General features: G+C 30.6%; 23 protein-coding genes and 2 tRNA genes. 14 read left to right on the forward strand and 11 right to left on the reverse strand.

Translation table 11 applies throughout. The features are described 5' to 3' along the window. Nucleotides 1–2 precede the first annotated feature (2 nt). The 6 genes from nqrC (at nt 3) to GCU34_RS12560 (ending at nt 4,927) form a co-directional block, all read left to right on the forward strand. The gene (nqrC, locus tag GCU34_RS12535; protein ID WP_072781512.1) at nt 3–728 is read left to right on the forward strand and encodes an NADH:ubiquinone reductase (Na(+)-transporting) subunit C; all 726 of its coding nucleotides are present in this window, start codon (nt 3–5) and stop codon (nt 726–728) included. Nucleotides 729–731: 3 nt separating this feature from the next. Beyond that, entirely contained in the window at nt 732–1,409 is a 678-nt protein-coding gene (locus GCU34_RS12540; protein WP_072781509.1) for an NADH:ubiquinone reductase (Na(+)-transporting) subunit D, read from the forward strand. 3 nt (nt 1,410–1,412) lie between these two features. After that, nucleotides 1,413–2,171, forward strand: coding sequence for an NADH:ubiquinone reductase (Na(+)-transporting) subunit E (gene nqrE, locus GCU34_RS12545; protein ID WP_072781506.1), 759 nt, complete (start codon nt 1,413–1,415; stop codon nt 2,169–2,171). 2 nt (nt 2,172–2,173) lie between these two features. Continuing rightward, nucleotides 2,174–3,487, forward strand: coding sequence for an NADH:ubiquinone reductase (Na(+)-transporting) subunit F (gene nqrF / locus GCU34_RS12550; protein WP_072781503.1), 1,314 nt, complete (start codon nt 2,174–2,176; stop codon nt 3,485–3,487). An 84-nt stretch (nt 3,488–3,571) separates the two neighbouring features. Further along, a complete protein-coding gene (locus GCU34_RS12555) occupies nt 3,572–3,844 on the forward strand; it encodes a Na(+)-translocating NADH-quinone reductase subunit F (RefSeq protein WP_317162513.1) in 273 nt (90 codons plus the stop codon). Between the two features lie 66 nt (nt 3,845–3,910). Continuing rightward, a complete protein-coding gene (locus GCU34_RS12560; RefSeq protein WP_072781497.1) occupies nt 3,911–4,927 on the forward strand; it encodes an FAD:protein FMN transferase in 1,017 nt (338 codons plus the stop codon). A 102-nt stretch (nt 4,928–5,029) separates the two neighbouring features. Here the strand turns inward: GCU34_RS12560 and GCU34_RS12565 are convergent, their stop codons facing one another. After that, nucleotides 5,030–5,800, reverse strand: coding sequence for a class I SAM-dependent methyltransferase (locus GCU34_RS12565; RefSeq protein WP_072781495.1), 771 nt, complete (start codon nt 5,798–5,800; stop codon nt 5,030–5,032). Beyond that, complete coding sequence (gene map / locus GCU34_RS12570; RefSeq protein ID WP_072781493.1) at nt 5,800–6,618, reverse strand: type I methionyl aminopeptidase; 819 nt, start codon at nt 6,616–6,618, stop codon at nt 5,800–5,802. Before map ends, GCU34_RS12565 begins: the two co-directional genes overlap by 1 nt. A gap of 248 nt (nt 6,619–6,866) precedes the next feature. Here map and GCU34_RS12575 point away from each other — a divergent pair, with 248 nt between their 5' ends. Together GCU34_RS12575 and GCU34_RS12580 are read left to right on the forward strand one after the other, a co-directional pair. Then, on the forward strand, nt 6,867–8,141 hold the full coding sequence (locus GCU34_RS12575) for an acetyl-CoA hydrolase/transferase family protein (RefSeq protein ID WP_072781490.1): 1,275 nt from the start codon (nt 6,867–6,869) through the stop codon (nt 8,139–8,141). Between the two features lie 107 nt (nt 8,142–8,248). Next, complete coding sequence (locus GCU34_RS12580) at nt 8,249–8,581, forward strand: RNA recognition motif domain-containing protein (protein ID WP_072781488.1); 333 nt, start codon at nt 8,249–8,251, stop codon at nt 8,579–8,581. 57 nt (nt 8,582–8,638) lie between these two features. Here the strand turns inward: GCU34_RS12580 and GCU34_RS12585 are convergent, their stop codons facing one another. The 6 genes from GCU34_RS12585 to GCU34_RS12610 all read right to left on the reverse strand — a co-directional run bounded on the left by GCU34_RS12585 (nt 8,639) and on the right by GCU34_RS12610 (nt 17,823). Beyond that, nucleotides 8,639–10,021 carry a TolC family protein gene (locus tag GCU34_RS12585; protein WP_072781486.1) on the reverse strand — a complete coding sequence of 461 codons (1,383 nt, stop codon included), beginning with the start codon at nt 10,019–10,021 and terminating at the stop codon, nt 8,639–8,641. 4 nt (nt 10,022–10,025) lie between these two features. Then, the gene (locus GCU34_RS12590; protein ID WP_072781484.1) at nt 10,026–11,372 is read right to left on the reverse strand and encodes an HlyD family secretion protein; all 1,347 of its coding nucleotides are present in this window, start codon (nt 11,370–11,372) and stop codon (nt 10,026–10,028) included. Between the two features lie 4 nt (nt 11,373–11,376). Beyond that, entirely contained in the window at nt 11,377–13,026 is a 1,650-nt protein-coding gene (locus tag GCU34_RS12595) for a peptidase domain-containing ABC transporter (RefSeq protein ID WP_072781481.1), read from the reverse strand. After that, nucleotides 13,023–13,694: a TetR/AcrR family transcriptional regulator gene (locus GCU34_RS12600; RefSeq protein ID WP_072781477.1), complete on the reverse strand. Its 672-nt coding sequence runs from the start codon at nt 13,692–13,694 to the stop codon at nt 13,023–13,025. Before GCU34_RS12600 ends, GCU34_RS12595 begins: the two co-directional genes overlap by 4 nt. Before the next feature lie 113 nt (nt 13,695–13,807). Continuing rightward, a complete protein-coding gene (gpmI, locus tag GCU34_RS12605; RefSeq protein ID WP_072781475.1) occupies nt 13,808–15,325 on the reverse strand; it encodes a 2,3-bisphosphoglycerate-independent phosphoglycerate mutase in 1,518 nt (505 codons plus the stop codon). A gap of 83 nt (nt 15,326–15,408) precedes the next feature. After that, nucleotides 15,409–17,823 (reverse strand): DUF5916 domain-containing protein, encoded by a 2,415-nt coding sequence (locus GCU34_RS12610; protein WP_072781473.1) that lies wholly within the window; start codon nt 17,821–17,823, stop codon nt 15,409–15,411. A gap of 169 nt (nt 17,824–17,992) precedes the next feature. Here GCU34_RS12610 and GCU34_RS12615 point away from each other — a divergent pair, with 169 nt between their 5' ends. Further along, nucleotides 17,993–18,739, forward strand: a complete 747-nt coding sequence (locus tag GCU34_RS12615) for a murein L,D-transpeptidase catalytic domain family protein (protein WP_072781470.1) — start codon at nt 17,993–17,995, stop codon at nt 18,737–18,739. On the opposite strand, the gene GCU34_RS12620 is transcribed toward GCU34_RS12615, so the two are convergent. Continuing rightward, nucleotides 18,728–20,320, reverse strand: coding sequence for a L,D-transpeptidase family protein (locus tag GCU34_RS12620; protein WP_072781467.1), 1,593 nt, complete (start codon nt 20,318–20,320; stop codon nt 18,728–18,730). The two genes, GCU34_RS12615 and GCU34_RS12620, sit on opposite strands and share 12 nt — an antisense overlap. Continuing rightward, on the reverse strand, nt 20,317–20,757 hold the full coding sequence (locus GCU34_RS12625; RefSeq protein WP_072781464.1) for a GNAT family N-acetyltransferase: 441 nt from the start codon (nt 20,755–20,757) through the stop codon (nt 20,317–20,319). The genes GCU34_RS12620 and GCU34_RS12625 overlap by 4 nt, the downstream gene beginning before the upstream one ends. Before the next feature lie 150 nt (nt 20,758–20,907). Between GCU34_RS12625 and GCU34_RS12630 the strand changes: the two genes are divergently transcribed. After that, nucleotides 20,908–20,980: transfer RNA gene (locus GCU34_RS12630), tRNA-Gly, on the forward strand. A gap of 29 nt (nt 20,981–21,009) precedes the next feature. Further along, nucleotides 21,010–21,082, forward strand: a tRNA-Gly gene (locus GCU34_RS12635). Nucleotides 21,083–21,118: 36 nt separating this feature from the next. On the opposite strand, the gene pepE is transcribed toward GCU34_RS12635, so the two are convergent. Beyond that, nucleotides 21,119–21,826 carry a dipeptidase PepE gene (gene pepE, locus GCU34_RS12640; protein WP_072781462.1) on the reverse strand — a complete coding sequence of 236 codons (708 nt, stop codon included), beginning with the start codon at nt 21,824–21,826 and terminating at the stop codon, nt 21,119–21,121. A gap of 173 nt (nt 21,827–21,999) precedes the next feature. Here pepE and GCU34_RS12645 point away from each other — a divergent pair, with 173 nt between their 5' ends. Genes GCU34_RS12645 through GCU34_RS12655 form a run of 3 tightly spaced genes read left to right on the forward strand, consistent with a single transcriptional unit; the run spans nt 22,000 to nt 24,011 of the window. Continuing rightward, on the forward strand, nt 22,000–22,680 hold the full coding sequence (locus GCU34_RS12645) for a peptidase associated/transthyretin-like domain-containing protein (protein ID WP_072781459.1): 681 nt from the start codon (nt 22,000–22,002) through the stop codon (nt 22,678–22,680). After that, nucleotides 22,670–23,518, forward strand: a complete 849-nt coding sequence (locus GCU34_RS12650) for a hypothetical protein (RefSeq protein ID WP_143146166.1) — start codon at nt 22,670–22,672, stop codon at nt 23,516–23,518. The genes GCU34_RS12645 and GCU34_RS12650 overlap by 11 nt, the downstream gene beginning before the upstream one ends. After that, nucleotides 23,508–24,011, forward strand: a complete 504-nt coding sequence (locus tag GCU34_RS12655; RefSeq protein WP_072781454.1) for a DUF6702 family protein — start codon at nt 23,508–23,510, stop codon at nt 24,009–24,011. The genes GCU34_RS12650 and GCU34_RS12655 overlap by 11 nt, the downstream gene beginning before the upstream one ends. Nucleotides 24,012–24,013 lie beyond the last annotated feature (2 nt).

Raw genomic sequence — 24,013 nt, forward strand, 5'->3', positions numbered from 1 at the left:
TTATGTCAACAAAACGTACAGATTCAAACGTATATACTCTAGTATTCGCTGTAATATTAGTAGTTGTAGTAGGTTCGTTGTTGGCATTCTTTGCAAATGCTACAAGCGAAATGCGTAAAAATAATGATAAAGTAAAAACACAAATGGATATTTTAAGTGCTATGGGTGTTGATGCTAATCGTTCTAACGCAACAGAATTATTCCAAACCTATATTAAAAAGCAATTTGTTATTGAAGGAACAACAGCGACTGAAAATGACGAAGCTTATTTAATTGATGTTAAAAAAGAACAAGACGCTGCAAAAGCTGGTAAAACGCAACGTTTACCAATGTTTGTTAGTGAGAAAGATGGTAAAACTATTTACATTATTCCAGTAAGAGGTAATGGTTTATGGGATGCTATTTGGGGTTATGTTGCCTTAAATGATGATTTAAAATCTATCAACGGTGTATTCTTTGATCACAAAGGAGAAACTCCAGGTTTAGGTGCTAATATTACTGAAAACTTCTTTAAAGATGATTTCAAAGGTGAAATGATTTATGATACAAACGGTAATTATAAATCTGTAGAGATATCAAAATCTAACGCTGATCCAAATAATCAAGATAAAACAGATAATCAAGTAGATGCAATTTCTGGCGCAACAATTACAGGTAATGGTGTTGGTGCAATGTTGAAAAAAGGAATTAGCTTATACTTGCCTTATTTTGAAACCTTAAAAAAATAAACTATGGCAGATACTAAACAAACAGAAAAAGAGCCATTGTTCTCTAAAAAAAATGTTGGACTTGTAAAAGATCCATTGTTCGACAATAACCCTATTACTGTTCAGGTATTAGGTATTTGTTCTGCTTTAGCAATTACGGCAGAATTAAAAGCATCTGTAATTATGGCGTTATCAGTAATGTTCGTATTGGCAATGGGTAACGTAGTAATTTCATTAATGCGTAATATCATTCCTGGAGCTATACGTATTATTGCGCAACTAGTAGTGGTAGCAGCTTTAGTAATTATTGTTGACTTAACTTTGAAGGCTTTTGTGCCCGATTTAGCTAAAAAATTATCAGTATTCGTTGGTTTAATTATTACGAACTGTATCATCATGGGACGCTTTGAAGCATTCGCTTTAGGTAACACACCTTGGAAATCATTCTTAGATGGTATTGGTAATGCAGCTGGTTACGGATTAATTTTAGTAATCGTTGGTTTTTTCCGCGAATTGTTAGGTTCTGGAAAACTATTCGGATTTGAAGTATTAGGAAATCCAGTTGAAAAAACAGGTTTGTATGCTATCGGATACGAAAACAATGGTTTCATGTTATTAGCGCCTATGGCCTTAATTACTTTAGGATTAATCATTGGTTTCCAACGTTCAAGAAATAAAAGTTTAATCGAAGAAACACACTAAGAAATGGAATTATTACAATTATTTTTAAAGTCAATTTTTATTGATAATATGGTATTCGCTACATTCTTAGGAATGTGTTCTTACTTAGCGGTTTCTAAAAAAGTATCTACAGCTGTAGGACTTGGTGCTGCGGTAATTTTTGTTATGTTCGTAACCGTACCATTAAACTATTTATTAGATCAATATTTACTTCGCCCGGGAGCTTTAGCTTGGTTAGGTGAAGAATATGCAGAGTACGATTTAAGTTTCTTAACTTTCATTTTATTTATTGCTACTATTGCTACAATGGTACAATTAGTAGAAATGATTGTTGAAAAATTTGCTCCTGCTTTATATAACTCATTAGGTATTTTCTTACCGTTAATTGCTGTAAACTGTGCTATCTTAGGTGGTTCATTATTCATGCAACAAAGAGAGTTTGGAAATATTGTTGAAGCTACTGTTTATGGTGTAGGTTCAGGTATTGGATGGTTTTTAGCAATTTTAGCTATCGCTGCAATTCGCGAAAAAATCAGATATTCAAATGTACCACCTGCTTTCCGTGGATTAGGAATTACTTTCATTTTAACTGGATTAATGGCTATCGGATTTATGTCATTCGGTGGTATGTTAACAGGTGGAGATGAAGCTCCTAAAAAAGAAGTAGTTGAAAATGTTGCTCCTGTTGAAGTAAAAGAAGAAATTCCTGCTGAACCAGTAATTGATTCTACAGCAGTTGAAACAGTAAAAGATTCATTAACAACTGAAATAGCACAAAATTAATTATGATAGCATTAGAAGTAAGTACTGCGGGATTAATTACAACAACCGTAATTTCGTTTTTAGTTTTATTATTGGTTTTGGTTGCTGTTATTTTGTTTGCAAAAGCAAAATTAGTTCCATCAGGACCTGTTAAGATTAAAATTAATGGAGATGAAGAAATAGAAGTTGGATCAGGAAGTTCATTATTATCTACATTAGGAGGAGCAAAAATTTTCTTGCCTTCTGCTTGTGGTGGTGGTGGAACTTGTATCCAATGTAAATGTAAAGTTCTTTCAGGAGGTGGTGAGGCGTTACCAACAGAAACACCACACTTTAATAGAAAAGAACTTGCTGAAGGTTGGCGTTTAGGATGTCAAGTTAAGGTAAAAGGAGATATGACTATCGAAGTTCCAGAGGAAGTATTTGGAATTAAAAAATTCGAAGCTAAAGTATTCTCGAACTACAACGTGGCATCATTTATTAAGGAGTTCGTTGTAGAATTACCTGAAGATATGCACTATGAGCCAGGTGGATATATCCAAATTGAAATTCCAGCTTGTGAAATTAAATATTCTGATATTGATATTACAGCACATCCAGTTGAACACCCAGGTGAACCTGAAAAATTCAAAATGGAGTGGGATAAATTCAATTTGTGGCCATTAGTTATGAAAAATGACGATACAGTTGAGCGAGCTTATTCAATGGCTTCTTACCCAGCTGAAGGTCGTAAAATTATGTTAAACGTTCGTGTTGCTACTCCACCATGGGATAGAAATATTAACGGATGGATGAAAGTTAATCCAGGTATTGCATCATCTTATATTTTCTCAAGGAAAGCTGGTGATCCTGTAACAGTTTCTGGACCTTACGGTGAATTCTTCATCAACGAGTCTGATGCAGAAATGTTATACATCGGTGGTGGAGCAGGTATGGCGCCAATGCGTTCGCACCTTTACCACTTATTCCGCACAGTTAAAACTGGAAGAAAAGTAACTTATTGGTACGGAGGGCGTTCTAAACGTGAATTATTTTATGTAGATCATTTTAGAGCTTTAGAAAAAGACTTCCCTAACTTCAAATTCCATATTGCATTATCTGAACCTTTACCAGAAGACAACTGGAAAGTGAAAGATGGTCCAAATGGAGAAGGTGATGGATTTGTAGGATTTATTCACAATGTGGTAATTGAAAATCACTTGAAAAACCACGAGTCTCCTGAAGATATTGAATTCTATTTCTGTGGACCACCAATGATGAACAACGCAGTTGTAAAAATGTGTGACGATTGGGGTGTGCCAAAAGAAAATGTTCGTTTCGACGACTTTGGAGGATAAACCAATTCAAAATAAAACCAAAAAACCGATTCAATTTGAATCGGTTTTTTTATTACTACTTCTACAAATGTTTAACTTTGTATTATGGAAGAACTAAGTTTACAAGAATTGCATCAAATAGCTATGAACCATGTAGGTAAAGATTTAGAATCGAAAGGTTTTGAGTTTATTGCAATTAATAGTCAATTAAAAAAGCATCCACAATTTATTTGTGTAGATAAAAAGAATACTTTACATTTTGTAATGATTCAAGCTGTTCAATATCCTGAAAATCCTCAAGAATATGATGTTATTTTCATGGAGACTTTTTTAAAGCACGCAAAAGAGAAAAAGCGAAAGTTCTGTTTGCTGGTGTAGGTATTGCAAATGCAGAAAATTTTGAACTTCCTGTTTACAAAACTTCCGATTATATTATAAATTATGATGGCTTTAAAGAATTATTATAAGGTTTTAGTAGTATTGTTTGTTGTTGCTTGTCAAAGAGAAAAAAAAGAAGATTTTTTTATCATTCAAGGAGAAGCACAAGGAAGTACTTATTCTATTAAATATATTGCAACAGAAGAATTGGTTTCTAAAAAAGATATTGATTCTTTATTAACAGAGTTTGATAATTCATTATCCACTTATAAACCTTCTTCTAGTATATCAAAAATAAATAATGGTGATACTACAGTTGTAGTTAATGACTGGTTTGTGGATACTTATAAAGCATCACAAAAAATTTATGAAGAGACAAATGGGTTATTTGATCCAACTATTGGTGTGTTAGTAAATGCATACGGGTTTGGGCCTAACCATCAGCATAAAAATCTTTCTCAAAAGCAAATAGATAGTTTGTTGCAATATGTTGGTTTTTCAAAAGTACGAATCAATGAGAATAAAACTATTCATAAAGATTTTACTCAAACTTACTTTGACTTCAATGCAATTGCTCAAGGTTATTCGGTTGATGTAGTGGTAAATTTCTTAAAATCGAAAGGAATTCAAAATGGGATAGTAGAAATTGGTGGAGAATTATTTGCTCTTGGAAAAAATACGATTCAAAATAAAAATTGGGTAATAGGTATTGATGATCCTTTACAATCTCCTGAAGAAGAACGTAAACTGATTGCAAGTATCAAATTAGAGAATTTAGGAATGGCGACATCTGGTAATTATAGAAAAGTAATTGTCGATAGTATTACAGGCGAAAAATTTGTACATACCATTAATCCTAAAACGGGAAAACCTCAAAAAGGTTCTGTATTAAGTACAACTATTTTAGCTTCAACTTGTGTTATGGCAGATGGTTATGCAACAGCTTTTATGGTTATGAATTTAGAAGAAGGAAAAGCCTTTTTAAAAGAACATCCAGAGTTGTATGTAATGATAATGTATGTAGATGAAAATAATGAATTACAACAACTACAAACTGAAAATTTTAAACGCTTAATTAATTAATTTTGTCAAGCTGAATTCATTCCAGCTTCTAAAAAATGTTGAAGAATCTGACACGAGCTTTAGCGAACTGACGAAGTAATCAAGTTCAGATTGACATTTGTTTTATTTCCTAACAACAGGAATAATCTCTCCTTTTGCAAGACAATATTTCTCTACTAATTCAGGTGATAGTTTTGAGGTGTAATCAACTTCGTCAACTTCGAAACCAATACTACGTAATTTGTCAAAATAATCACGTCCGTAAACACGCACATGGTCGTATTGCCCGAAGATTTTAGCACGTTCTTTTGGATCTGTAATAGAATCATCTGCAAAAGTTGTTTCACGAGATAAATCTTGAGGTATTTGAAAAATTCCCCAGCCGTTTGGTTTCATCACACGATATAATTCTTGCATCGCTTTTGTATCATCTGGAATATGTTCTAAAACATGATTACAGAAAATAATATCAAACGAATTATCTTCAAAAGGTAGATTGCAAATATCAGCCTTAACATCAGCTAATGGCGAAAGTAAATCGGTAGTTAAATAATCTAAATTTTCTTGCTTTTTAAATCGTTTATAAAACTCTTGTTCTGGAGCAAAATGTAAAACTTTTAATTTATCTGTCGAGGAGAAAAAATTAGTTTCATTCTGTAAATACAACCACAACAAACGATGTCTTTCTAAAGAAAGTGTACTTGGCGACAAAACATTATTGCGTTGGCTACCATAGCCGTAAGGCAAAAACATTTTAAAACTTTTGCCATCAATAGGATCGGTGAAACGATTTCCTTTTAAAGCAAAAGCTAAAATAGGTCTAACAACAATGCTTAAACGAATTAAGATTGGTCGTGGAATTGTGTTGAGAACAAATTTAAAAAATTTCTTCATTATAAAACTAAAGGCACTTGTCTTAAACCATCTTCTTCATTTGAAGTAATTCCTAATGCTTCATAAATATAAGCGAAAGTAGAAAGTAATTCAGGTTTACCATCAACAATAGCTACATCGTGTTCAAAATGAGCACTTGGTTTTCCGTCTGCAGTTGTAATGGTCCAACCGTCTTTATGTTGGCGAATGTTCTTAGTCCCTAAATTAATCATAGGTTCAATGGCAATTACCATTCCGTTTACTAATTTTTTACCACGGCCTCTTTTTCCATAATTTGGAACTTCTGGATCTTCGTGCATTTTTCTTCCTAATCCATGACCACATAATTCACGAACAACACCATAACCGTAACTTTCGCAATACTGTTGAATAGCATAGCCAATATCTTCAACACGATTGCCAACTTTAGTTTCGCGAATTCCTACATAAAGTGATTCTTTAGTAACTTGAAGTAATTTTTTTGTTTCTGGTGCTACTTCTCCAACTTCAAAAGTATAAGCATGATCGCCATAAAAACCATTTTTAAGTGCGCCACAATCAACCGAAATAATATCACCTTCTTGTAATGGAATATCGTTTGGAATACCATGAACCACTTGAGTATTAGGACTCATGCATAAAGAATTAGGAAAGCCATACATTCCTAAAAAAGCTGGTTCTGCTCCATGATCACGAATAAATTCTTCTGCGATTTTATCTAAATATAATGAAGTAACTCCTGGTTTTATTTCTTTTGCAATTACACCTAAAGTTTTTGAAACGATTAAAGCACTTTCGCGCATTAACTCAATTTCTTCTTTTGTTTTTATTACAATCATAACTCAAATTTGAGTTGCAAAAATACAATTTTTAATGTTAATAATTCATATCTATTGTTAGAAGCTTTTCCAGCTTTCGCCAGTCGCTTTTTACAACGTCAGTTCGAGTGTTCGCTAAAGCGAATTTATCGAGAACCGTTGTAAAAGAGCTTCAACAAAGGCTCAATCTGGGCTATTGGAACTTTAAATGAGAAAAGTCATGTTTTTTGTATAAATTGAGAGGTAAATTTGTGCAAAATTTCTAAGGTATGGGAAAATATGTATCGGCAGCCGAGGCTGTCAAAGTTGTAAAAAGTGGAGATAGGGTATATGTGCAAGCTGCGGCAGCAACGCCCACAATTTTAACAAAGGCATTAGCTGAAAGAGCAGCTGAATTAAAGAACGTGGAAGTTTGTCACTTACATACTGAAGGTGAAGCGCCCTATGCAAATCCAGAGTTAAGAGATAGTTTTCATGTAAATTCTTTCTTTATTGGAGCAAATGTTCGTCATACACTTAAAGCGGGAAATGGTTCTTATACACCAGTTTTTTTGAGTGAATTGCCACAATTATTTAGAAAAAATGTTTTGTCGTTAGATGTGGCATTTATTCATGTTTCGCCACCCGATATTCACGGTTATTGTTCGTTAGGTGTTTCAGTTGAAGCAACAGTTGCAGCTATTGAAAATGCTAAAATTGTAATTGCTCAAGTAAATCCGCAAATGCCAAGAACTTTTGGAGATGGAATTTTACACATTTCTGAAATTGATTATTTAGTAGATGTAAATATTCCGATTTATGCTCATGAAATAGAACCATTTACAAAAGAAGAAGAGAAAATAGGTGAATACGTAGCTTCTTTAATTGAAGATAGAAGCACACTTCAAATGGGAATTGGTTCTATACCAAATGCAGCATTGAGTAAATTAAAAAACCATAAAGATTTAGGTTTGCATACCGAAATGTTTTCTGATGGAGTAATTGATTTAATCGAGAGCGATGTTATAAATTGTAATTTTAAAGGAACACTTAGAGGAAGAGCATTAGCAACATTTCTTATTGGTTCCAAAAGATTGTATGATTTTGTAAATGATAATCCGTTCATTGAAATGAAAGAATCTTCAATGGTTAACGATACGGCTAGAATTCGTAAAAATCCAAAAATGGTTGCAATCAATTCGGCTATTGAAGTAGATGTTACCGGACAAGTTTGTGCAGATTCTATTGGTAGTAGAATGTATTCTGGTGTGGGTGGACAAATGGATTTTATTCGTGGAGCAACTTTAAGTGATGGTGGAAAAGCGATTATTGCATTGCCTTCTGTTACAAGAAAAGGAGAAAGTAGAATTGTTCCTTACTTAAAGCAAGGAGCTGGAGTTGTAACTACTCGTTCGCACGTACATCATGTCATTACTGAAAATGGAATTGCTGATTTATATGGAAAAACGTTAAAACAAAGAGTTGCCGAATTAGTAAAAATAGCCCATCCAAATCATCAAGAATGGATTGATAAGGCTTATTATGAAATGATAAACGGTAATTAATAAAATAGATATTTTGTTATAAAATTGTAAATATTTGAAAATAAATAGAATGAATAATTTTTATAGCATTTAAAAGACTACCTTTGAACCAAATTAAATTTTTTTAAATGAATATTTTTGTAGGAAGTCTTCCTTTTAACGTAGAGGAAGCAGATTTGAGAGAATACTTCGAAGAATATGGAGAAGTAGCTTCAGTAAAAATTATCACTGATAAGTTCACTGGTAAAAGTAAAGGTTTTGGATTTGTTGAGATGCCAAGTGATGAAGCAGCTCAAAAAGCAATTGATGAATTAAACGGTGGAACTATCGATGGTAGAAAAATTGTTGTAAACAAATCTGAACCAAAACCACAAGGTGAAAGAAAACCTTTCAACCGTAATGGTGGTGGAAATAGAGGTGGTTTTAATAGAGATAGAGATAACAGCAGAAGCCGTTATTAATATTGTTTTTAAGATACAATTTAAAAAATCCCGTCTTTATACTAAGACGGGATTTTTTTATTCTGGTTTTCCTAATGTTTTAAATAAATTTAAAAAAGCTGATAAATAAGCGTTCTCTAGAGAAATTGTAGCCAGCTGTGCACTTACTAATGAGTTTTCTCTGGAATTAATTAAAAATACTGAACTTTCTCCAGCAACAAATAGTTTGTCTTCACCATCTAGCATGGTGTTGTAATTATTAACCAGATTTCTATTGATGTCTATTTGTTTTTTATACGAATTGATTTCTTTTTTTTGAGCTTCAATTTTATTGTTAAGTGAAACCTTTTCTGTTGCAAAACCAAATTCAGAATCTTGCACCTGTAATTTGGCTAATTTGTATTGCGCTCTTTCTTTTCTTAAAAATAATGGAACCGAAAAATTTACACCAATTTTATAATCTTCAAATCGATAATCATCAAATGCACTTGGTTCCGATAAATAATTGTAACTAGCTTCTAGTTTGGGTAAAATTTTGTTTCCTTGTAAACGTCGGTCTACTTTTAAAATATCTAATTTACTTTGTAAAGCACTTAATTTTGGATGTTGTTCAATAGAAACATTTTCCAAATTTTCTAAGTTTAATTGGTTTGGTAATACCAAAGCCAAATTACTTTCGGGATATAAACTTTCATCAATTTCGAGCGGAATATTGTTTTCTGTCCATAAGTGATTCGAAAGTTCATAGCGCGCTTTAGTAAGTTTTAATCTTGATTTTTCTAAACTTAATTTTCTTGAGTTTAAAGTGATGCCAACTTCAACGCTGTCGATGGCTGGTTTGTCACCTAATTCAATAGATTTTACAATACCGTTGTAGCGCACTTTAGCATTTTCAAGATATTCTTCATACAATTTTACTTCGTCAAAACTTTGTTTCCAATTGATATAGCTAATTGAAGCTTGATAAAGCACTTCAGTAAGCATGATACTTTGTTCAGCAATAGCAACATTTTGATATAATTTGGCTTGTTTTAACTCAGCCATTCGCTCATTAATCCATAAACCTTGTCCAATTGGAACTGTAATTCCAACAGATGTTAAACCGCTATTTGGTAAAGTATTTTCGGGATTTATATAAATTCCTTCATTATTGTCAAAAGCTGCTTTAATCTCTATTCCATACCAAGTTGGGATTTTAAAACTACCATTAAAAAAACTATAATATTGTTTGTCGCCATATTGTTTTTCATTATAGCTTGCTTCAATTTTTGGATCAAATGCACCACGGGCTTTCATCAATTTTGCTTGACCTTCCGAAATTTTTAAATTAGCTTGTTTAGCTAAAGGATGAAATTTTTTAACATAACCAATAAATTCTTCATAGGTTAATTCATTTGAAATATCTTGGCTCCAACTAAAACCTTGAATAAACAAGAAAGCAATTAAGAATTTAAATTTCATAGACTTACTTTTTTGAATCGTTTGTATTCGTAGGTTGATAGAAATTAGGAGGGAACCCATTAAGTGTTCGCCAAATTTCAAACCAAATAGGAACATTTTGTAGTAACGCCATAGTTTGTGTTCCAGCACCAATGCTTAATTGCTCGGGCCACTTTTTATCCTCTGGATCTGGAGCAATTAAAACACGATATTTTCCGTTTGCACTAATAAAGTTCTCCTTAGCAACAATTACTCCACCAAATGTTCCATAAGACATTCCCGGCCATCCGCTAAAAACAATTGTTGGCCAGCCATCGAACCAAACACGCATTTTTTCACCTTTATGAATTAATGGAAAATCTATAGGATCTACATAAGTTTCAACAGCAATTTCAAAGTTAGCGGGCATTATACTTACAATTGAAGTTCCTTCTTTAATAGTTTCTCCAATTCCCGATTGTAAAGCTCTATTTACGTAACCATCTTGCGGAGCTGTAATGTAATACAAACCATTTCTAATTTGATAGTTGGTATATTGGTTTCTTAATTTATTTACTTGAGCTTCAGTATCAAATTTTGAACTTAAAGCGGTTTGTTTATCACTACTTGCTTTAGCAGTTTTTTCAGCATACTCTGCAGAAATTCTGTTTAATTCCATTGTAGCATTTAAAACCTCGTTTTGACTTGTAATATATTTGTTTTCTTGTGTGATGATTTTGGCTTGCATTTCTTGCAATTTCACGCGTTTTTCTTCTACAGCGGTCATTGGTTTTAAACCTTCATTATTTAAAGCTACCGTACGATTATATTGTGTTTCAGCAATTTTTAGCTGTGTTTTTATAGCTTCTAAATCTGTACTATCGCTCTTAACTTTCAGGAACGATTGTTTTAATTTGTTTTGGGCTTGGTTTAGTTTTAAGTTTTTTTCATTACTAATTGCACCCATTTGCATATCTAGCGCTTTTACTTTTTGATCATAAGATTCTACAGCATTTTCTTTTGCTCTAACTTGATTTCCTGTGTTTTCGACCAAATTAGGATCTAAATAATCCTCTTTTATTTCAGAAATAAATAAAATGGTATCGCCTTTTTTTACAAAATCTCCTTCTTGAACATACCATTTTTCTATTCGCCCAGCAATAGCTGAGTGAATGGTTTGAGGTCTTTGATCAGGTTTTAAAGTAGTTACAAATCCATTTCCTGAAATATTTTGTGTCCAAGGCAAAAAAAGGAAAATAAGTCCAATTATAGCAAAAGCGAAAAGTATTTTTCTAATAACTAAATAACTCTTGTCTTCTTTAAAAATTACACTCGATTTATATTTATTGATGTCTAAAAGAGTGTCTATTCTATTTTTAGTGATGTTTAGCATAGTTTTAGTCTTTTAATTTACCTTGAGTTAAATTGTATATTTTGGTTTTATTGGTTTCCCAATCTTTATTATTGGTAATCACAACTACAGTTAAATCTTTTTGTTCTTCAAATAAATAGTTTATAATTTGTTTTGTTTGATTTGGTTCTACTTTACTTAAAGAATCCTCTAGAAGTAAAATTCTTGGTTTCATTAAAATGGCTCTAGCAATGAGGATTTTTTGAACAACTGATGAATTTATTTGTTTGCCATCGGTACAAAGTTTTGTGTCTAATCCGTTAGGTAACGATTTTATATAATCGGTTAACATAACTTTATTTAAAACTTCTTTTACTTCATTCATTGTTATTAATTGATTGTTGAATGTTAAATTTTCTAAAATTGTACCTTCAAAAGTCCCTTGATTATAAGTTATAATACTAATTTTTGATCTGATTTCATCTAAACAAATTCGTTTACTATTTGTATCATTGATGAAAATAGTTCCAGATGTGGGATTAATTATTTTTGCCAATAGTCGCATTAAGGTAGTTTTTCCCGAACCGTTTGAACCGTTGATTACAATTTTATCTCCTTGATTAATTTTTAAATTTACATTTTGGAGAATTAAATTTTCGCTATCGGGATATTTATAATTAATATCTTTTAATTCAATATTTAAGTCCTTTTCAAGATATTCACATTGTTTGTTATTAGCATCTTTTTCAATTTCTAAATCGACAACAGTGCCTATTTTTTCTAAAGATGTTAGTACATCATAGAACAATTCTAAAACACTAAATAATTTTTCTACAGCATTTATAATGGTTAAGATAATAATTTCGGCAGCTACAAATTGCCCAATGTTCATTTGTTGGTTCAATACTAAAAGTCCACCAATAATTAATAAACCAGCCGTAATTAAAGTTTTGAAGCCAACTAGTTGAATAAATTGTTTCTTTAAAATTTGGAAATGACTTTCGCGATGTTTTAAATATTCGGTAACGTATTTGTCATTTTTATCTAAAGAAAATTCGAATAAATTTTCATTTTTAAAGCTAAGGTTGTTACGCGCAATTTCTTGTATCCAGTGTGCAACTTTATACTTGTATTTCGACTCTTTTAAACTTGTTTCAATACCTGAATTAAAATTAAATTTAAAAATATAATACAATAAAAAAGACAATACAATTCCAAAAAAGATAAAAAAGGAATGGTATAGGGCGAGTAAAATTAAGCCAAATATGATTTGAAGAATAGCTGTTGAACTGTCTAATAATAATTTAGAGAGACCTTTTTGAACTGTTAAAGTGTCAAAAAAACGGTTTGCTAACTCTGGCGGATATTGATTGTATAATTGTTCATGTTTAATTTTTGGAAATCTATAAGCAAATTCAAAAGATGATCGTACAAATATCTTTTGCTGTAAATTTTCTGAAATTCGAAACTGCATAATTTTAAAAATCCCAACAAAGATTACTCCTATAACCACAAAAATTATGAGAATAACCCATGAAGTTGAAATTTTTCCAGCTTGAATTAAATTTACAATGGATTGAATACCCAACGGTAAGCTTAAACTGATTAAACCTCCAAAAATGGAATATAAAATTATTTGATAGATATCTTTTTTATCAAGTTTAATTAAATTTTTAAATCTCTCTATTGGTTTCATAAAACAACTTTTTTGATTAGATTAACATAAAAGGCATTTAAAGAGTTTACTTCTGATATGTTTGTAAGATTTGAAAAATGCTCTTTTAAATAATGTTGATGTAGCGCTCCTTGAACTATTGAAGATGCTAATGTTTTGGCAAAAGTATAGTTAGGATTTAGTTCGGTTATCATGTTTTCTAATCGGTTTACGATTCTTTGATATACATTAAAAAAGCCTTCTTTAATTTCTTGATCTACTTCTTTTGTTAGAAATGTTTTAGAAAATTCAGCTATAACAATTTTATTTAAAATAGATTCGTTAATATGTGCTGTTCTATCGTCATTTTCAACGTTATTGGCTATAATTTCGATAGTTTTCTCAATTTTTTCAATTGGAAGTTTAACATTATGAGTACTAAAAACGATACGATACTCTATCCAAGACCAATACCAAGTAGATAGATAAATCAACAGTTTGTGCTTGTTTTCAAAATAACGATATATTGAACTTTCGTTTGATTGGATTTTTTTTCCTAATTTTTTAAAGGTAAAATTTTCAAATCCTATTTCATTGATAAGAAAAATACTATGTTCAATTATGTTCTTGCCTAAAGCTGTGCTTTCAGGATTTTTCAAAAACAACTTTTCGTTGATAGAAATACTTATATTATGAGCTAAATTTTCCATACTCTAAAAAAATATAAATACAAAAATAATAGTATTACTATTAATATATGAAAGTTTAACTTTTATTTTAGATTTTTGAAATAAAAAATCCCACACGAAGTGGGACTAAAATTTTAAAGTAAAGAGTGGCATGTCATAACATCAGGTTTATTTATTCCCATGAGTTCTAAAATTGTTGGAGCAATATCTCCTAAAACGCCATTTTGTATATTTTTTAAATCTTTGTCTACTAAAATAATTGGAACCGGATTTGTAGTGTGTGCTGTATTTGGAGAACCATCTGGGTTAATCATCGTTTCACAGTTTCCATGATCTGCAATGATTATTGTGGTATAATTATTTTCTAAAGCAGTATTTACTACTTCCTTTACGCAAACATCAACAGCTTCACAGGCTTTTATAGCAGCTTCCATAACACCAGTATGTCCAACCATATCTCCGTTTGCAAAATTTAAACAAACAAAGTCAACTTCTCCTTTTTTCAATTCTGGAACCAATGCATCTTTTAATTCATAAGCACTCATCTCGGGTTGTAAGTCGTAAGTAGCCACTTTTGGTGAATTCTTTAAAATACGCGATTCGCCATTAAAAGGTTCTTCACGACCGCCAGAGAAGAAGAAAGTAACGTGAGGATATTTTTCTGTTTCAGCTATCCGGATTTGCTTTTTATCAGCTTTTTCTAAAACTTCTCCAAGAGTTTCTGTGATGTTGTCTTTATCATAAATAACATGAACATTTTCATAAGTTTCATCATAATTTGTCATGGTGACATAATACAAATTTAACTTATGCATATTTTGTTCGTGGAAATCTTTTTGAGATAAAGCTTCTGTTAATTCGCGACCTCTATCTGTTCTAAAGTTGAAGAAAATAACAACATCTCCATCTTTTATTTTTGCTACTGGTGCATCATTTTCATCAACCATTACAATTGGTTTAATAAATTCGTCAGTAACATCATTTTTATAACTTTCTAATACCGATAAAGCTGCATCTTTACTTGGAGTTCCTTCTGCATTAACAACTAAATCATAAGCAATTTTTACGCGTTCCCATCTTTTATCACGGTCCATTGCGTAGTAACGACCAATAACAGAAGCTAATTGAATAGGTTTGTTATAAATATAGTTGTTTAAATCTTCTAAATACAATGAACCAGATTTTGGATCCACATCGCGACCATCTGTAAAAGCATGTACAAATAAATCTTTTAAGCCAAAATCTACAGCAACATCTAAAAGTCCTCTTAAATGTGATGTATGACTATGTACACCACCATCGGAAAGTAAACCTAAAAAGTGTACTGGTTTGTTGTTTCCTTTTGCATATTGAAGTGCTTCTAATAAAGCTTTTTCGTTTTGTAAAGTCTTATTTTGAACTGCTAAATTAATTTTTGCTAAATCTTGATAAACAATTCTTCCTGCTCCAAGATTCATGTGGCCAACTTCAGAATTTCCCATTTGACCTTCAGGTAAACCAACGTTTAAACCGTCAGTTCTTAATTGTGCATTTGGGTATTTTGTATATAAAGAATCAATGTATGGAGTATTAGCATTGTCGATTGCAGAAACTTTAGGATCAGGCGATTTTCCCCATCCGTCAAGTATCATTAAAATAACTTTTTTATTCATAATTTTTGGTTTTTACAAAGATAAGAATTTGTTAGGCTGTGATTATAATTGGTAACCAAAAATTACGAAATCGATTTAGGTTTTTACAACCAATTTTTAGCTTGATTGTAATCGATATAATATCGTAAACTTACAGATAAAATATGGTTTAAATTGTCGCTTACTAAATTTGAAAAATTTGAACCAAAATCTTTATTAATATTTCGATCAAATGTATTCGCATTATTACGGTATAAAACCGAAAGTTGACTTCCTGGCGCAAACCACCATGAATAAGATAAATCTAAATTCCAGGTACTAAAATTAGAGTTTTTGTTTTCGCTATAAGTGTTGTTTTCAGTTAATGTTCCATCGTTATTTAAGGTGTGAATAGAATTATTTTCGGCATAAGACCAATAATGTCTTACCGATAAATTAAAATTCATATTACTATTAATGGAATATTTGCCGGTAATTGAGTTAGTATAAGTTTCTCTATTGCGTTTAGCAAGATAAATTTCTGAAGCATCACTGTCTATAAATCCTACGTTGTTGAATTGTTTGTATATATCAAAACTATAGACTATAGAAAGTCTATCGCTAAAACGATAACGCGGACCAATAGTTATTCCATAATCATATCTGTCTTTTTCGGATGTGTTTGTGAAATATGGATTAATATCTAAAGCAAATTTGTAGTTATAGTTTGAGGAAAAATAAACCCAAGAACCATATGTGTCTGGATAAATTACAAAACGACCATCTTGTCTAGCTTCATAATAATCGTAATTTTTAAAAGGAGAGTAATCTATTCCACCACCAAAATAATGGTTCTTTTTATTGGTAGAACTAAAGTTAACATTAAAGTTGTTCGATTGTATTTTTCCTGATACATTATTGTATTCAAAATACGAATTTAAGTTTATGCGAAACGTATTGAATATTTTGGTTGGGTTCAATATTCTATAATTGACATTGTTAGACCAAGACGTGTAGTTTGTTTGAAAATTAATTCCCAAGTCATTAGGATCATATTCTTTTGAAATATAATTAACACCCGAAGAAAATCTAACTTTTCCAGCAGTTTCAGCTAAATACAATGAAGTATTGTAGCCGCTGTAGTTCTTTTCAACATCGTAAACAGAACTCATTTTCATATCTCCAGATGCGTTGAATGTATTTTTTTTAGTATTTAAATCAAATAAAACTCCAGTTACATTAGCATCTCTAAAACTTCCGTCTCTAGTTACATTGGTATTAATTAAAGTAACCGAAGAGTTTTGATTAAAACGCTGATCTAAAACGGTAACATTATAGTTTGTTAATGGCGCAACAACAACATCTCTATGTTTGTTTTCAGCTTCGTTGTAAGCAGATGCTTTAGTTTTTTCGGTAATAGCATTCAAGAAACCTATTCCTAATCCATCTTTATCTCTACCCGATATTTTAATGGCATTTAATAAATTAATTGTTGATGGAAAATCTTTAATTTCTTCATCATCTCTAACATCAATAGTTACATTTGGTACTTGACCAATTCGTCTTGTGTACAACAAGTTTCCTTTACTAAATAAATCAGTTCCTTCTGTAAAAAATGGACGGTTTTCATTAAATTGTTGTTCGAATGGACCTAAGTTTAAAACGACATTATCAAATTTTGTTTGACCAAAATCAGGAACTAATATAGCATCTAATGTAAATGCATCATTAATACCATACTTAATATCTAAACCAAGTTTTCCTGTAAGTTCATTGTCTAATTTGTTTACATTATGATATCCTGATGCGTAAGGGATAAAAAATAATCGAGTAGGAGGTTTTATGTTTTCGATTCCAGTTAAAATTCCAGCCTGTTGAGAAAATGCTCCAATTTTAGCATCAATAAAATTCCACGTAAATTTTTGTCTTTTTCGTCTTACTTCTCTAAAAAAGTTTATACCCCAAGTTTGTTTTTTTTCGTTTGAAAAGCGCAAAGCAGCATATGGAATTTTCATTTCTACAACCCAGCCTTCCGAAGTTATTTTAGCTTTACTTGTCCAAATTGCATTCCAAGTATAATCTTCGCCATTTTGTGAAGTAAAGTTACAATCGGCTTGTCCATTTGCAGCATTTACATAAAATTGGAATTCTTGCTGACCGTCATTATAGCCATTTAATAACACTCCAAAAAGATCTGCAGTGCCAAAATTATCTCTCTCGGTAATTTCTTTTAAAATAAGATTTGGTTCACTATCTTTTAATATTGCGCCTACATAAATAGCATCGTCATCATATAAAATTCTAACATCGGTTTTTAATTCATCAGGAATAGATTTTCCATTGTCGGGATCTAACATAAAAAAATCAGTAGCAATTTCAGCGTTTTCCCATTCACTTTCGTCTAAATTTCCATCAATGTTTATTTGAGATTTTATTCTAGTAGCACTTACTGTTTTTTTATTTGAATTTACAATCTCTTGACTGTAAAAAAAATGGGTAATAAGAAACAATAAAAAGCTGATATTTAAGTTTTTATGCATGATTGATGATTTTGTCCAAAAATAAGAGTATAAAAAAAAAGAAGAAAATATTTATTAATTCTTTAACTTTTATGCAGTTTATCGATTAAATACATAAAAAAATTTGTTTCCAAAAAAATAATAAATATATTTGGCTCACTGTTAACCTAAAACAACTACAAGATTTACAATGATTTACAAGTTTTTACCCCTGTTTTTATTGAGTTTAATGTCGTTTGGAACTTTTGCTACAAAAGTTGAGAATAAAGAGGATAAAAATATTAAAGTAATTACGAATACTGATCCTAAACTTTTAGCGGAAAAAAGTAAAGTTGCTTTTGAAACACGATGTAAATCTTTTTATAGTGAAATTTTAGCAGATGATTTTAGTTTACCTCAATATGAAAGTTTTACAAAAGCATTTGAAGGTTACGAACAATTAAAAAATCAAGGTAAAGTTCAAAATGAAATTTTAACTATTGTTGATTTTAGTTTATCTTCTAGTGAAGATAGAATGTGGGTTATCGATATGGCTACAAAAAAAGTGATATTACAAACATTAGTAGCTCACGGAAGAAATTCGGGAAGTGATTTTGCAAATACTTTTTCTAATAAATCTGAATCTTATCAAAGTAGTCTTGGTTTTTATTTAACTGGCGAAGTTTATCAAGGAAAACACGGAATGTCATTAAGACTAGATGGTCAAGAATATGGTATTAACGACAATGCAAGAGATAGAGCTGTAGTAATACACGGTGCAGATTACGTTTCTGAAAATTTTATTAAAGCAAATGGAAGATTAGGAAGAAGCCAAGGTTGTCCTGCTGTTTCTTATGAAATTCACAAAGAATTAATTCAATTGATAAAAGATAAATCAGTTTTATTTATTTATCACCCTTCAAGAAATTATGTAGCAAAATCTAAGTTAGTTTCCTAAACTCTCATAAAGTTTTTTGTCGAGATCATAAATATCTTCACGAAATACAAGTTGATTTCCATCAGACCAATTGGTCCAATACAATAAGAAAACATTAATGCTATTTTTTATAGGAATAGTTTTAGTGTTTTTTCTGTTTATAATAGTATCCATTTCGCTTTTTTTCCATTTTTCATCGTTTAGTTTTAAAATAGTTTCACTAAGTTTTAATGGGTTTTCAACTCTAACACAACCTGAACTAAGCGCTTTATATTCTCTACTAAAATAATCACGATGATTGGTGTCGTGCAAATAGACCATGTGTCTGTTGTTGAAATTGAATTTTACAAGACCAAGTGAATTATTATAGCTTGGAGATTGCACGTAACGGTAACTTTTTGAGTTTTCTGGATCCCAAAATTCCGGAGATACAATATTCCCTGCTTTATCAAAAATTGAAATTTTATTTCGATCAAAATAGTTTCTGTTCTTTGTTGCGGAAGGCGTTAAATCTTCTTTAATTATTGTGGGTGGAACTGTCCATGTTGGGTTAAAAACCAAGTTTGATATTTTAGAGGTTAAAACAGGTGTTCTTCTAGTGCTTTTACCTACTACAACAGTATGGTTTTCGATAGTATCATTGTCTTTTACAAAATTTAAAGAGTAATCAGGAAGGTTAATTAAAATATATTCGTTACCAAAATCATGAGGGAACCATTTCCATCGTTCCAAATTAGCAATAATTTGCTCTCTACGCTCATTTTTAGAAAAGTTCAATGCCTTTACAGTGCCTTTTCCTATTACTCCATCTGGTTTTAAGCCATGCCTTTTTTGAAATCTTTTTACTGCAACAAAGGTTGTCGAATCATAAATTGGAGTAATAATACTGTCAGTTTTTGTGTAATCTTTCCAATATTTTAGTCTTTTTTTAATTGAAACAATAATTGGAGTTGTGTCGTTAAGTTGAATTTTATCTTTAACTTCTATTTTATTAAAATGATAATCAGGAAATTCTTCTAGTAAAACCAGACTTCTTTTGATTCTCTTGTACATAAAGTCTTTTGGTTTTAGGTTTTTTAATGATGATGAAACCCTTGTGTTTTTTATAGCATTTGCTAGGCTGTCACTCAGTGGTAGTTCTTTTTTGATTAAATCCCAATCTTTGTAAAGTTGAGTTGGTTTTAATTTTCCTTTATACAAATGAGTAGCGATTTTTCTATAATTTTTAGTCAATAAAATGTCATAGTCAATAATTTCGTTATCGTCCATTTTATCTCTTTTGCTTTCTAATTCTTTTATTTTATCAAATTCGTAGTCATCAGCATTAAGTCCGTCTTTGTGGCAAAATTTTATTTCATTTATTAAATCGGTTCTGTTTTCGTCATTGTACCAAATCTCGTAATTGTTCAATTTAGCGTAATACAATTTTAGTGAATCGTCAAGTTTTTCTAAAACTTCATTCGGAATTGGTCTTATTATAGTATTTGTTTTAGCATCTTTAATTAAATCTTGATTTTCGGCAACAGAATCCCTATTGTCTTTTTTGCAAGACAATTGTATTAAAGAAAAAAATAGTACAAAAGAGTAAATTATTTTATTCATGCAATTGATTTGTACATTAAATAATGTGTTCCTATTCCGTTAATCTCAAATTTTGTACCAAAAGTTTTATAACCTAATTTTAAATAAAAAGCCAATGCACTTTCTCTAGCATTGAACCAAATGATTTCGGTTTTGTTTGAAATTGTAATTTTTTCAACTTCCTGAATTAGTTTTTCACCAATTCCTTTTCTTTGATATTCTTCTAAAATTGCCATTCCTCTAATTTGAAATTGATGTTCCGAATTAAAAGAAAGGTTACTTAATTTGTATGTTGAAACTACACCAATTAGTCTATTTTTTACAAAACAACCCAAATGAAAAGTGTTAGAATCATCGTCATTATCAAATTTGCACGAATCTATTGGTTTTCCTTTTCTTAAAATTTCATGTCGAATAGGAAATGTTTCTTGAGGTGTAATGTTTTTAATTTCAATCATTTAATTTTAAAATTACAAAAAAATAAGATTAAATGACTGTATGAAAGAGATGGGATTATAAAGATAGCTTGAATTTTTTCAAAAAAAAATTTGCAAATGATTAATCTTTTAAATTATATTTGCACCCACAAAAGTAAACGCTTTTGAATTGCGGGAGTAGCTCAGTTGGTAGAGCGTCAGCCTTCCAAGCTGAATGTCGCGAGTTCGAACCTCGTCTCCCGCTCTTAGATTTTACTGGATTATAATATTATTGCGGGAGTAGCTCAGTTGGTAGAGCGTCAGCCTTCCAAGCTGAATGTCGCGAGTTCGAACCTCGTCTCCCGCTCAAAAAAAAGCCTTTCAATTTGAAAGGCTTTTTTATTTATAATATTTCGAAAATATTTGTTTCGGGTTCTAGTTCAATAGGATCTTTTCCAGCAACAAACCAACGAGCTGTTAAATTTCCTTTTAAAGTTATTTTGTCTCCTTTTACATCTAACCAACTTCCTTCTCTTAATCCAATTACAGGTTGAGGATTGAATTTGTGAAATTCATTAATTCGTGTTTCTCTAGTTTCTCCCATGTGAGTTGAATTATTATCGGGATCTAGATAATGAGGGTTAATATTGAATGGAACCATTCCAAGAGTTCTAAAGCTTGGCGGATAAACAATAGGCATGTCATTTGTAGTTCCCATTGTTAAGCCGCAAATATTACTTCCAGCACTAGTGCCTAAATAAGGAGTTCCAGTTTTTAGTTTTTGTTCTAATGTATCAATAACTTTAGTTCTGTATAATTCGCTAACTAACAAAAATGTATTGCCGCCACCAGTAAAAATCCCTTTTGCATTTTTAATAGCTTCAATTGGATTTTCAAATTCATGAAGTCCTTTTACTGTTTTATTAATTTTAGAAAAAGCTTCTCTTACTTTATTTGTGTATTCATCATGACTTATGCCACTAGGTCTTGCAAATGGGATAAAAATAATCTCATTAGTGTTTTCAAAATGAATTGTAAGTTCTGAAAGCAAATACTCTAAATAGCTTCCATTATGTAGCGTAGATGTACTAGCAATTATTAAGTTTTTCATCAATTTAATTTTTTTCAAAAATACGTGTTTAACATAAGTTTATCAAGTCCTTAGCATTTAATTGGGATAACACTAGATTACTTTTACTTTATAAATTTAACTACATGAAGCTAAAGTTACTCGTTTTCCTTTTTCTACCTTGTCAATTTGTTTTTTCTCAAGATATTTTTTTGATGAAAGGGAAAGTTGTATCCGATTCACGTAATTTAGAAGGAATTCACGTAGTTAATTATTCTAAACATGAAGGCGTTACAACTGAAAGAGGAGGTTATTTTTCTGTAAATGTAAGTATAAATGATACTTTGCTTTTTAGTGCAATCCATTTAAAAGGTTATATGCATGTTGTAACAGAAGAAGATAAAACTAGAGAAAATTTCTTTGTTCCAATGGAGTCAAATACCAATTTGCTAGATGAAGTTACGGTTACTAAATATAAATATGTTACTACAGAAAATTTAGGAATTATTCCAAGAGGAATGAAAAGTTACACGCCAGCAGAAAGAAGATTAAAACAAGCTGTAGGAGAAAATAGATATGGTTTAAGTTCGTCTGTATCATTTGATGGAATTTTAAATGCAATATCGGGTAGAACGGCGATGCTTAAGAAAGAAGTTGAAGTAGAGAAAAAAGAGCGTTTAATAGATGATATAAAATTTCAGTATGATAACGAATATATGATGAATAAACTGCATCTTGAAGAAGATTATGTAGACGGATTTGTGTATTTTCTTTTAGACGAACAAGAGTTTTTAATTCCTTTTAAAGAAAAAAATAAAACCATGTGCGAATTTGTGTTGAGTAAATTAGCAACTAAGTTTTTAGAACTTCAAAATGAAAATGCCAATGAGAAATAACTACTTCATTTTACTTTTATTTTTTATACAATTTTCTTTTTCTCAAGAAAAGGAACGAGAAGTTTTGGTAGGAAAAGTTGTTTCTGATTCGTTAGAAGTCGAGAATATTACAGTTTTAAATTTAAGTTCAAATATTGGTTCTGTTTCAGATTTTGATGGTAAATTTTCTATTAAAGCTCGAGCAAGTGATACATTAGTGTTTCAAGGGTTGTCGTTCGTTTCCAAAAAATATATTTTATTAGAAAGCGATTTTTTAATTAATGAATTCAAGGTTAAATTACAGGTAAAACTAAATGAACTCAACGAAATTGTTGTTACTCCAAATAGTTTAACGGGAAATTTAGCTGAAGATTCAAAAAAAATAAAAGTATATGTTCCAAATCTTGCAGGTATTGATTTTAGTAAACTCAGTTTTCCAGACGATCAATATTCTAAAGTTGCAAATCCATTAGAGAAAAGTGGTTCTAGTCCACTGACGGGTATTAATTTTAATAAGATTTTAGATTTATTTGATACTGCTGAAAAAAGAGAAAAAAGGAAAAAAATTAGAGCAGAAAATATTGCAAACGAAAAATGGTTAAGAGAGGTACAATCAGAATCTTTTTACGATCATTTAATGAAGCGTTATTCGCATAATTTTATTGTTGAAAATCTTAAAATTAAAAATGAAGACATTGTTTCTTTTATTGCTTTTGCCGATCCAGGTTCGTATCAACTTGCTGAATTTTTAAAATCTGAAAATGAATTAAAGTTTGTGGAATATCTTGTAGCAAAATCTTCTGAATTTAATCGTAACAAATTGGAAGAAAATAATACTAATTTAAAATATGAAGACTAAAAAGCTATTTTTTTTATTGGTTTTTGCAGTTGTACTGTCATCATTTGCTGAGGTACATAAATTTTATGTATCGGTTACTCAAATTGATTTTAATCAAAAAAAGTCTCGAATTGAATTTACAACTCGAATTTTTATTGACGATTTAGAAAAAGCCTTAGATAAAAAATACAACACAAAATTAAATCTTGCAACCAAGCAAGAATCGGAAAAATCAAAAGAATACATCGAAAAGTATCTTTTTGAAAAAATGTCGATTTCGATAAATAATAAAACAAGAAAACTAGTCTTTTTAGGTTCAGAATATGATAATGATGTGTTAATTTGTTATTTAAAGGTTGATTGTTCTGAGAAAATAGCTACTTTAGGCCTTTATAATTCAATTTTAACAGAATTATTTACAGAACAGCAAAATATTGTTCACACAAATATTAATTCAGTTAAAAAAAGCTATTTGCTAACACAAACTGATAAAGAAACTAGAATAGATTACTAATA

The sequence above is a fragment of the Flavobacterium haoranii genome (assembly GCF_009363055.1).
GTDB classification, from domain to species: domain Bacteria; phylum Bacteroidota; class Bacteroidia; order Flavobacteriales; family Flavobacteriaceae; genus Flavobacterium; species Flavobacterium haoranii.

Bases quoted from the DNA above. Each gene is read 5' to 3' on its own strand.
- GCU34_RS12600 (WP_072781477.1), bottom strand. From the start codon at position 13,694: ATGGAAAATTTAGCTCATAATATAAGTATTTCTATCAACGAAAAGTTG.
- GCU34_RS12610 (WP_072781473.1), bottom strand. From the start codon at position 17,823: ATGCATAAAAACTTAAATATCAGCTTTTTATTGTTTCTTATTACCCAT.
- GCU34_RS12555 (WP_317162513.1), top strand. From the start codon at position 3,572: ATGGAAGAACTAAGTTTACAAGAATTGCATCAAATAGCTATGAACCAT.
- nqrE (WP_072781506.1), top strand. From the start codon at position 1,413: ATGGAATTATTACAATTATTTTTAAAGTCAATTTTTATTGATAATATG.
- nqrC (WP_072781512.1), top strand. From the start codon at position 3: ATGTCAACAAAACGTACAGATTCAAACGTATATACTCTAGTATTCGCT.
- GCU34_RS12595 (WP_072781481.1), bottom strand. From the start codon at position 13,026: ATGAAACCAATAGAGAGATTTAAAAATTTAATTAAACTTGATAAAAAA.
- GCU34_RS12615 (WP_072781470.1), top strand. From the start codon at position 17,993: ATGATTTACAAGTTTTTACCCCTGTTTTTATTGAGTTTAATGTCGTTT.
- gpmI (WP_072781475.1), bottom strand. From the start codon at position 15,325: ATGAATAAAAAAGTTATTTTAATGATACTTGACGGATGGGGAAAATCG.
- GCU34_RS12590 (WP_072781484.1), bottom strand. From the start codon at position 11,372: ATGCTAAACATCACTAAAAATAGAATAGACACTCTTTTAGACATCAAT.
- GCU34_RS12650 (WP_143146166.1), top strand. From the start codon at position 22,670: ATGAGAAATAACTACTTCATTTTACTTTTATTTTTTATACAATTTTCT.
- GCU34_RS12565 (WP_072781495.1), bottom strand. From the start codon at position 5,800: ATGAAGAAATTTTTTAAATTTGTTCTCAACACAATTCCACGACCAATC.
- map (WP_072781493.1), bottom strand. From the start codon at position 6,618: ATGATTGTAATAAAAACAAAAGAAGAAATTGAGTTAATGCGCGAAAGT.
- GCU34_RS12580 (WP_072781488.1), top strand. From the start codon at position 8,249: ATGAATATTTTTGTAGGAAGTCTTCCTTTTAACGTAGAGGAAGCAGAT.
- GCU34_RS12645 (WP_072781459.1), top strand. From the start codon at position 22,000: ATGAAAGGGAAAGTTGTATCCGATTCACGTAATTTAGAAGGAATTCAC.
- pepE (WP_072781462.1), bottom strand. From the start codon at position 21,826: ATGAAAAACTTAATAATTGCTAGTACATCTACGCTACATAATGGAAGC.
- GCU34_RS12560 (WP_072781497.1), top strand. From the start codon at position 3,911: ATGGCTTTAAAGAATTATTATAAGGTTTTAGTAGTATTGTTTGTTGTT.
- GCU34_RS12655 (WP_072781454.1), top strand. From the start codon at position 23,508: ATGAAGACTAAAAAGCTATTTTTTTTATTGGTTTTTGCAGTTGTACTG.
- GCU34_RS12585 (WP_072781486.1), bottom strand. From the start codon at position 10,021: ATGAAATTTAAATTCTTAATTGCTTTCTTGTTTATTCAAGGTTTTAGT.
- GCU34_RS12540 (WP_072781509.1), top strand. From the start codon at position 732: ATGGCAGATACTAAACAAACAGAAAAAGAGCCATTGTTCTCTAAAAAA.
- GCU34_RS12625 (WP_072781464.1), bottom strand. From the start codon at position 20,757: ATGATTGAAATTAAAAACATTACACCTCAAGAAACATTTCCTATTCGA.
- GCU34_RS12575 (WP_072781490.1), top strand. From the start codon at position 6,867: ATGGGAAAATATGTATCGGCAGCCGAGGCTGTCAAAGTTGTAAAAAGT.
- GCU34_RS12620 (WP_072781467.1), bottom strand. From the start codon at position 20,320: ATGAATAAAATAATTTACTCTTTTGTACTATTTTTTTCTTTAATACAA.
- nqrF (WP_072781503.1), top strand. From the start codon at position 2,174: ATGATAGCATTAGAAGTAAGTACTGCGGGATTAATTACAACAACCGTA.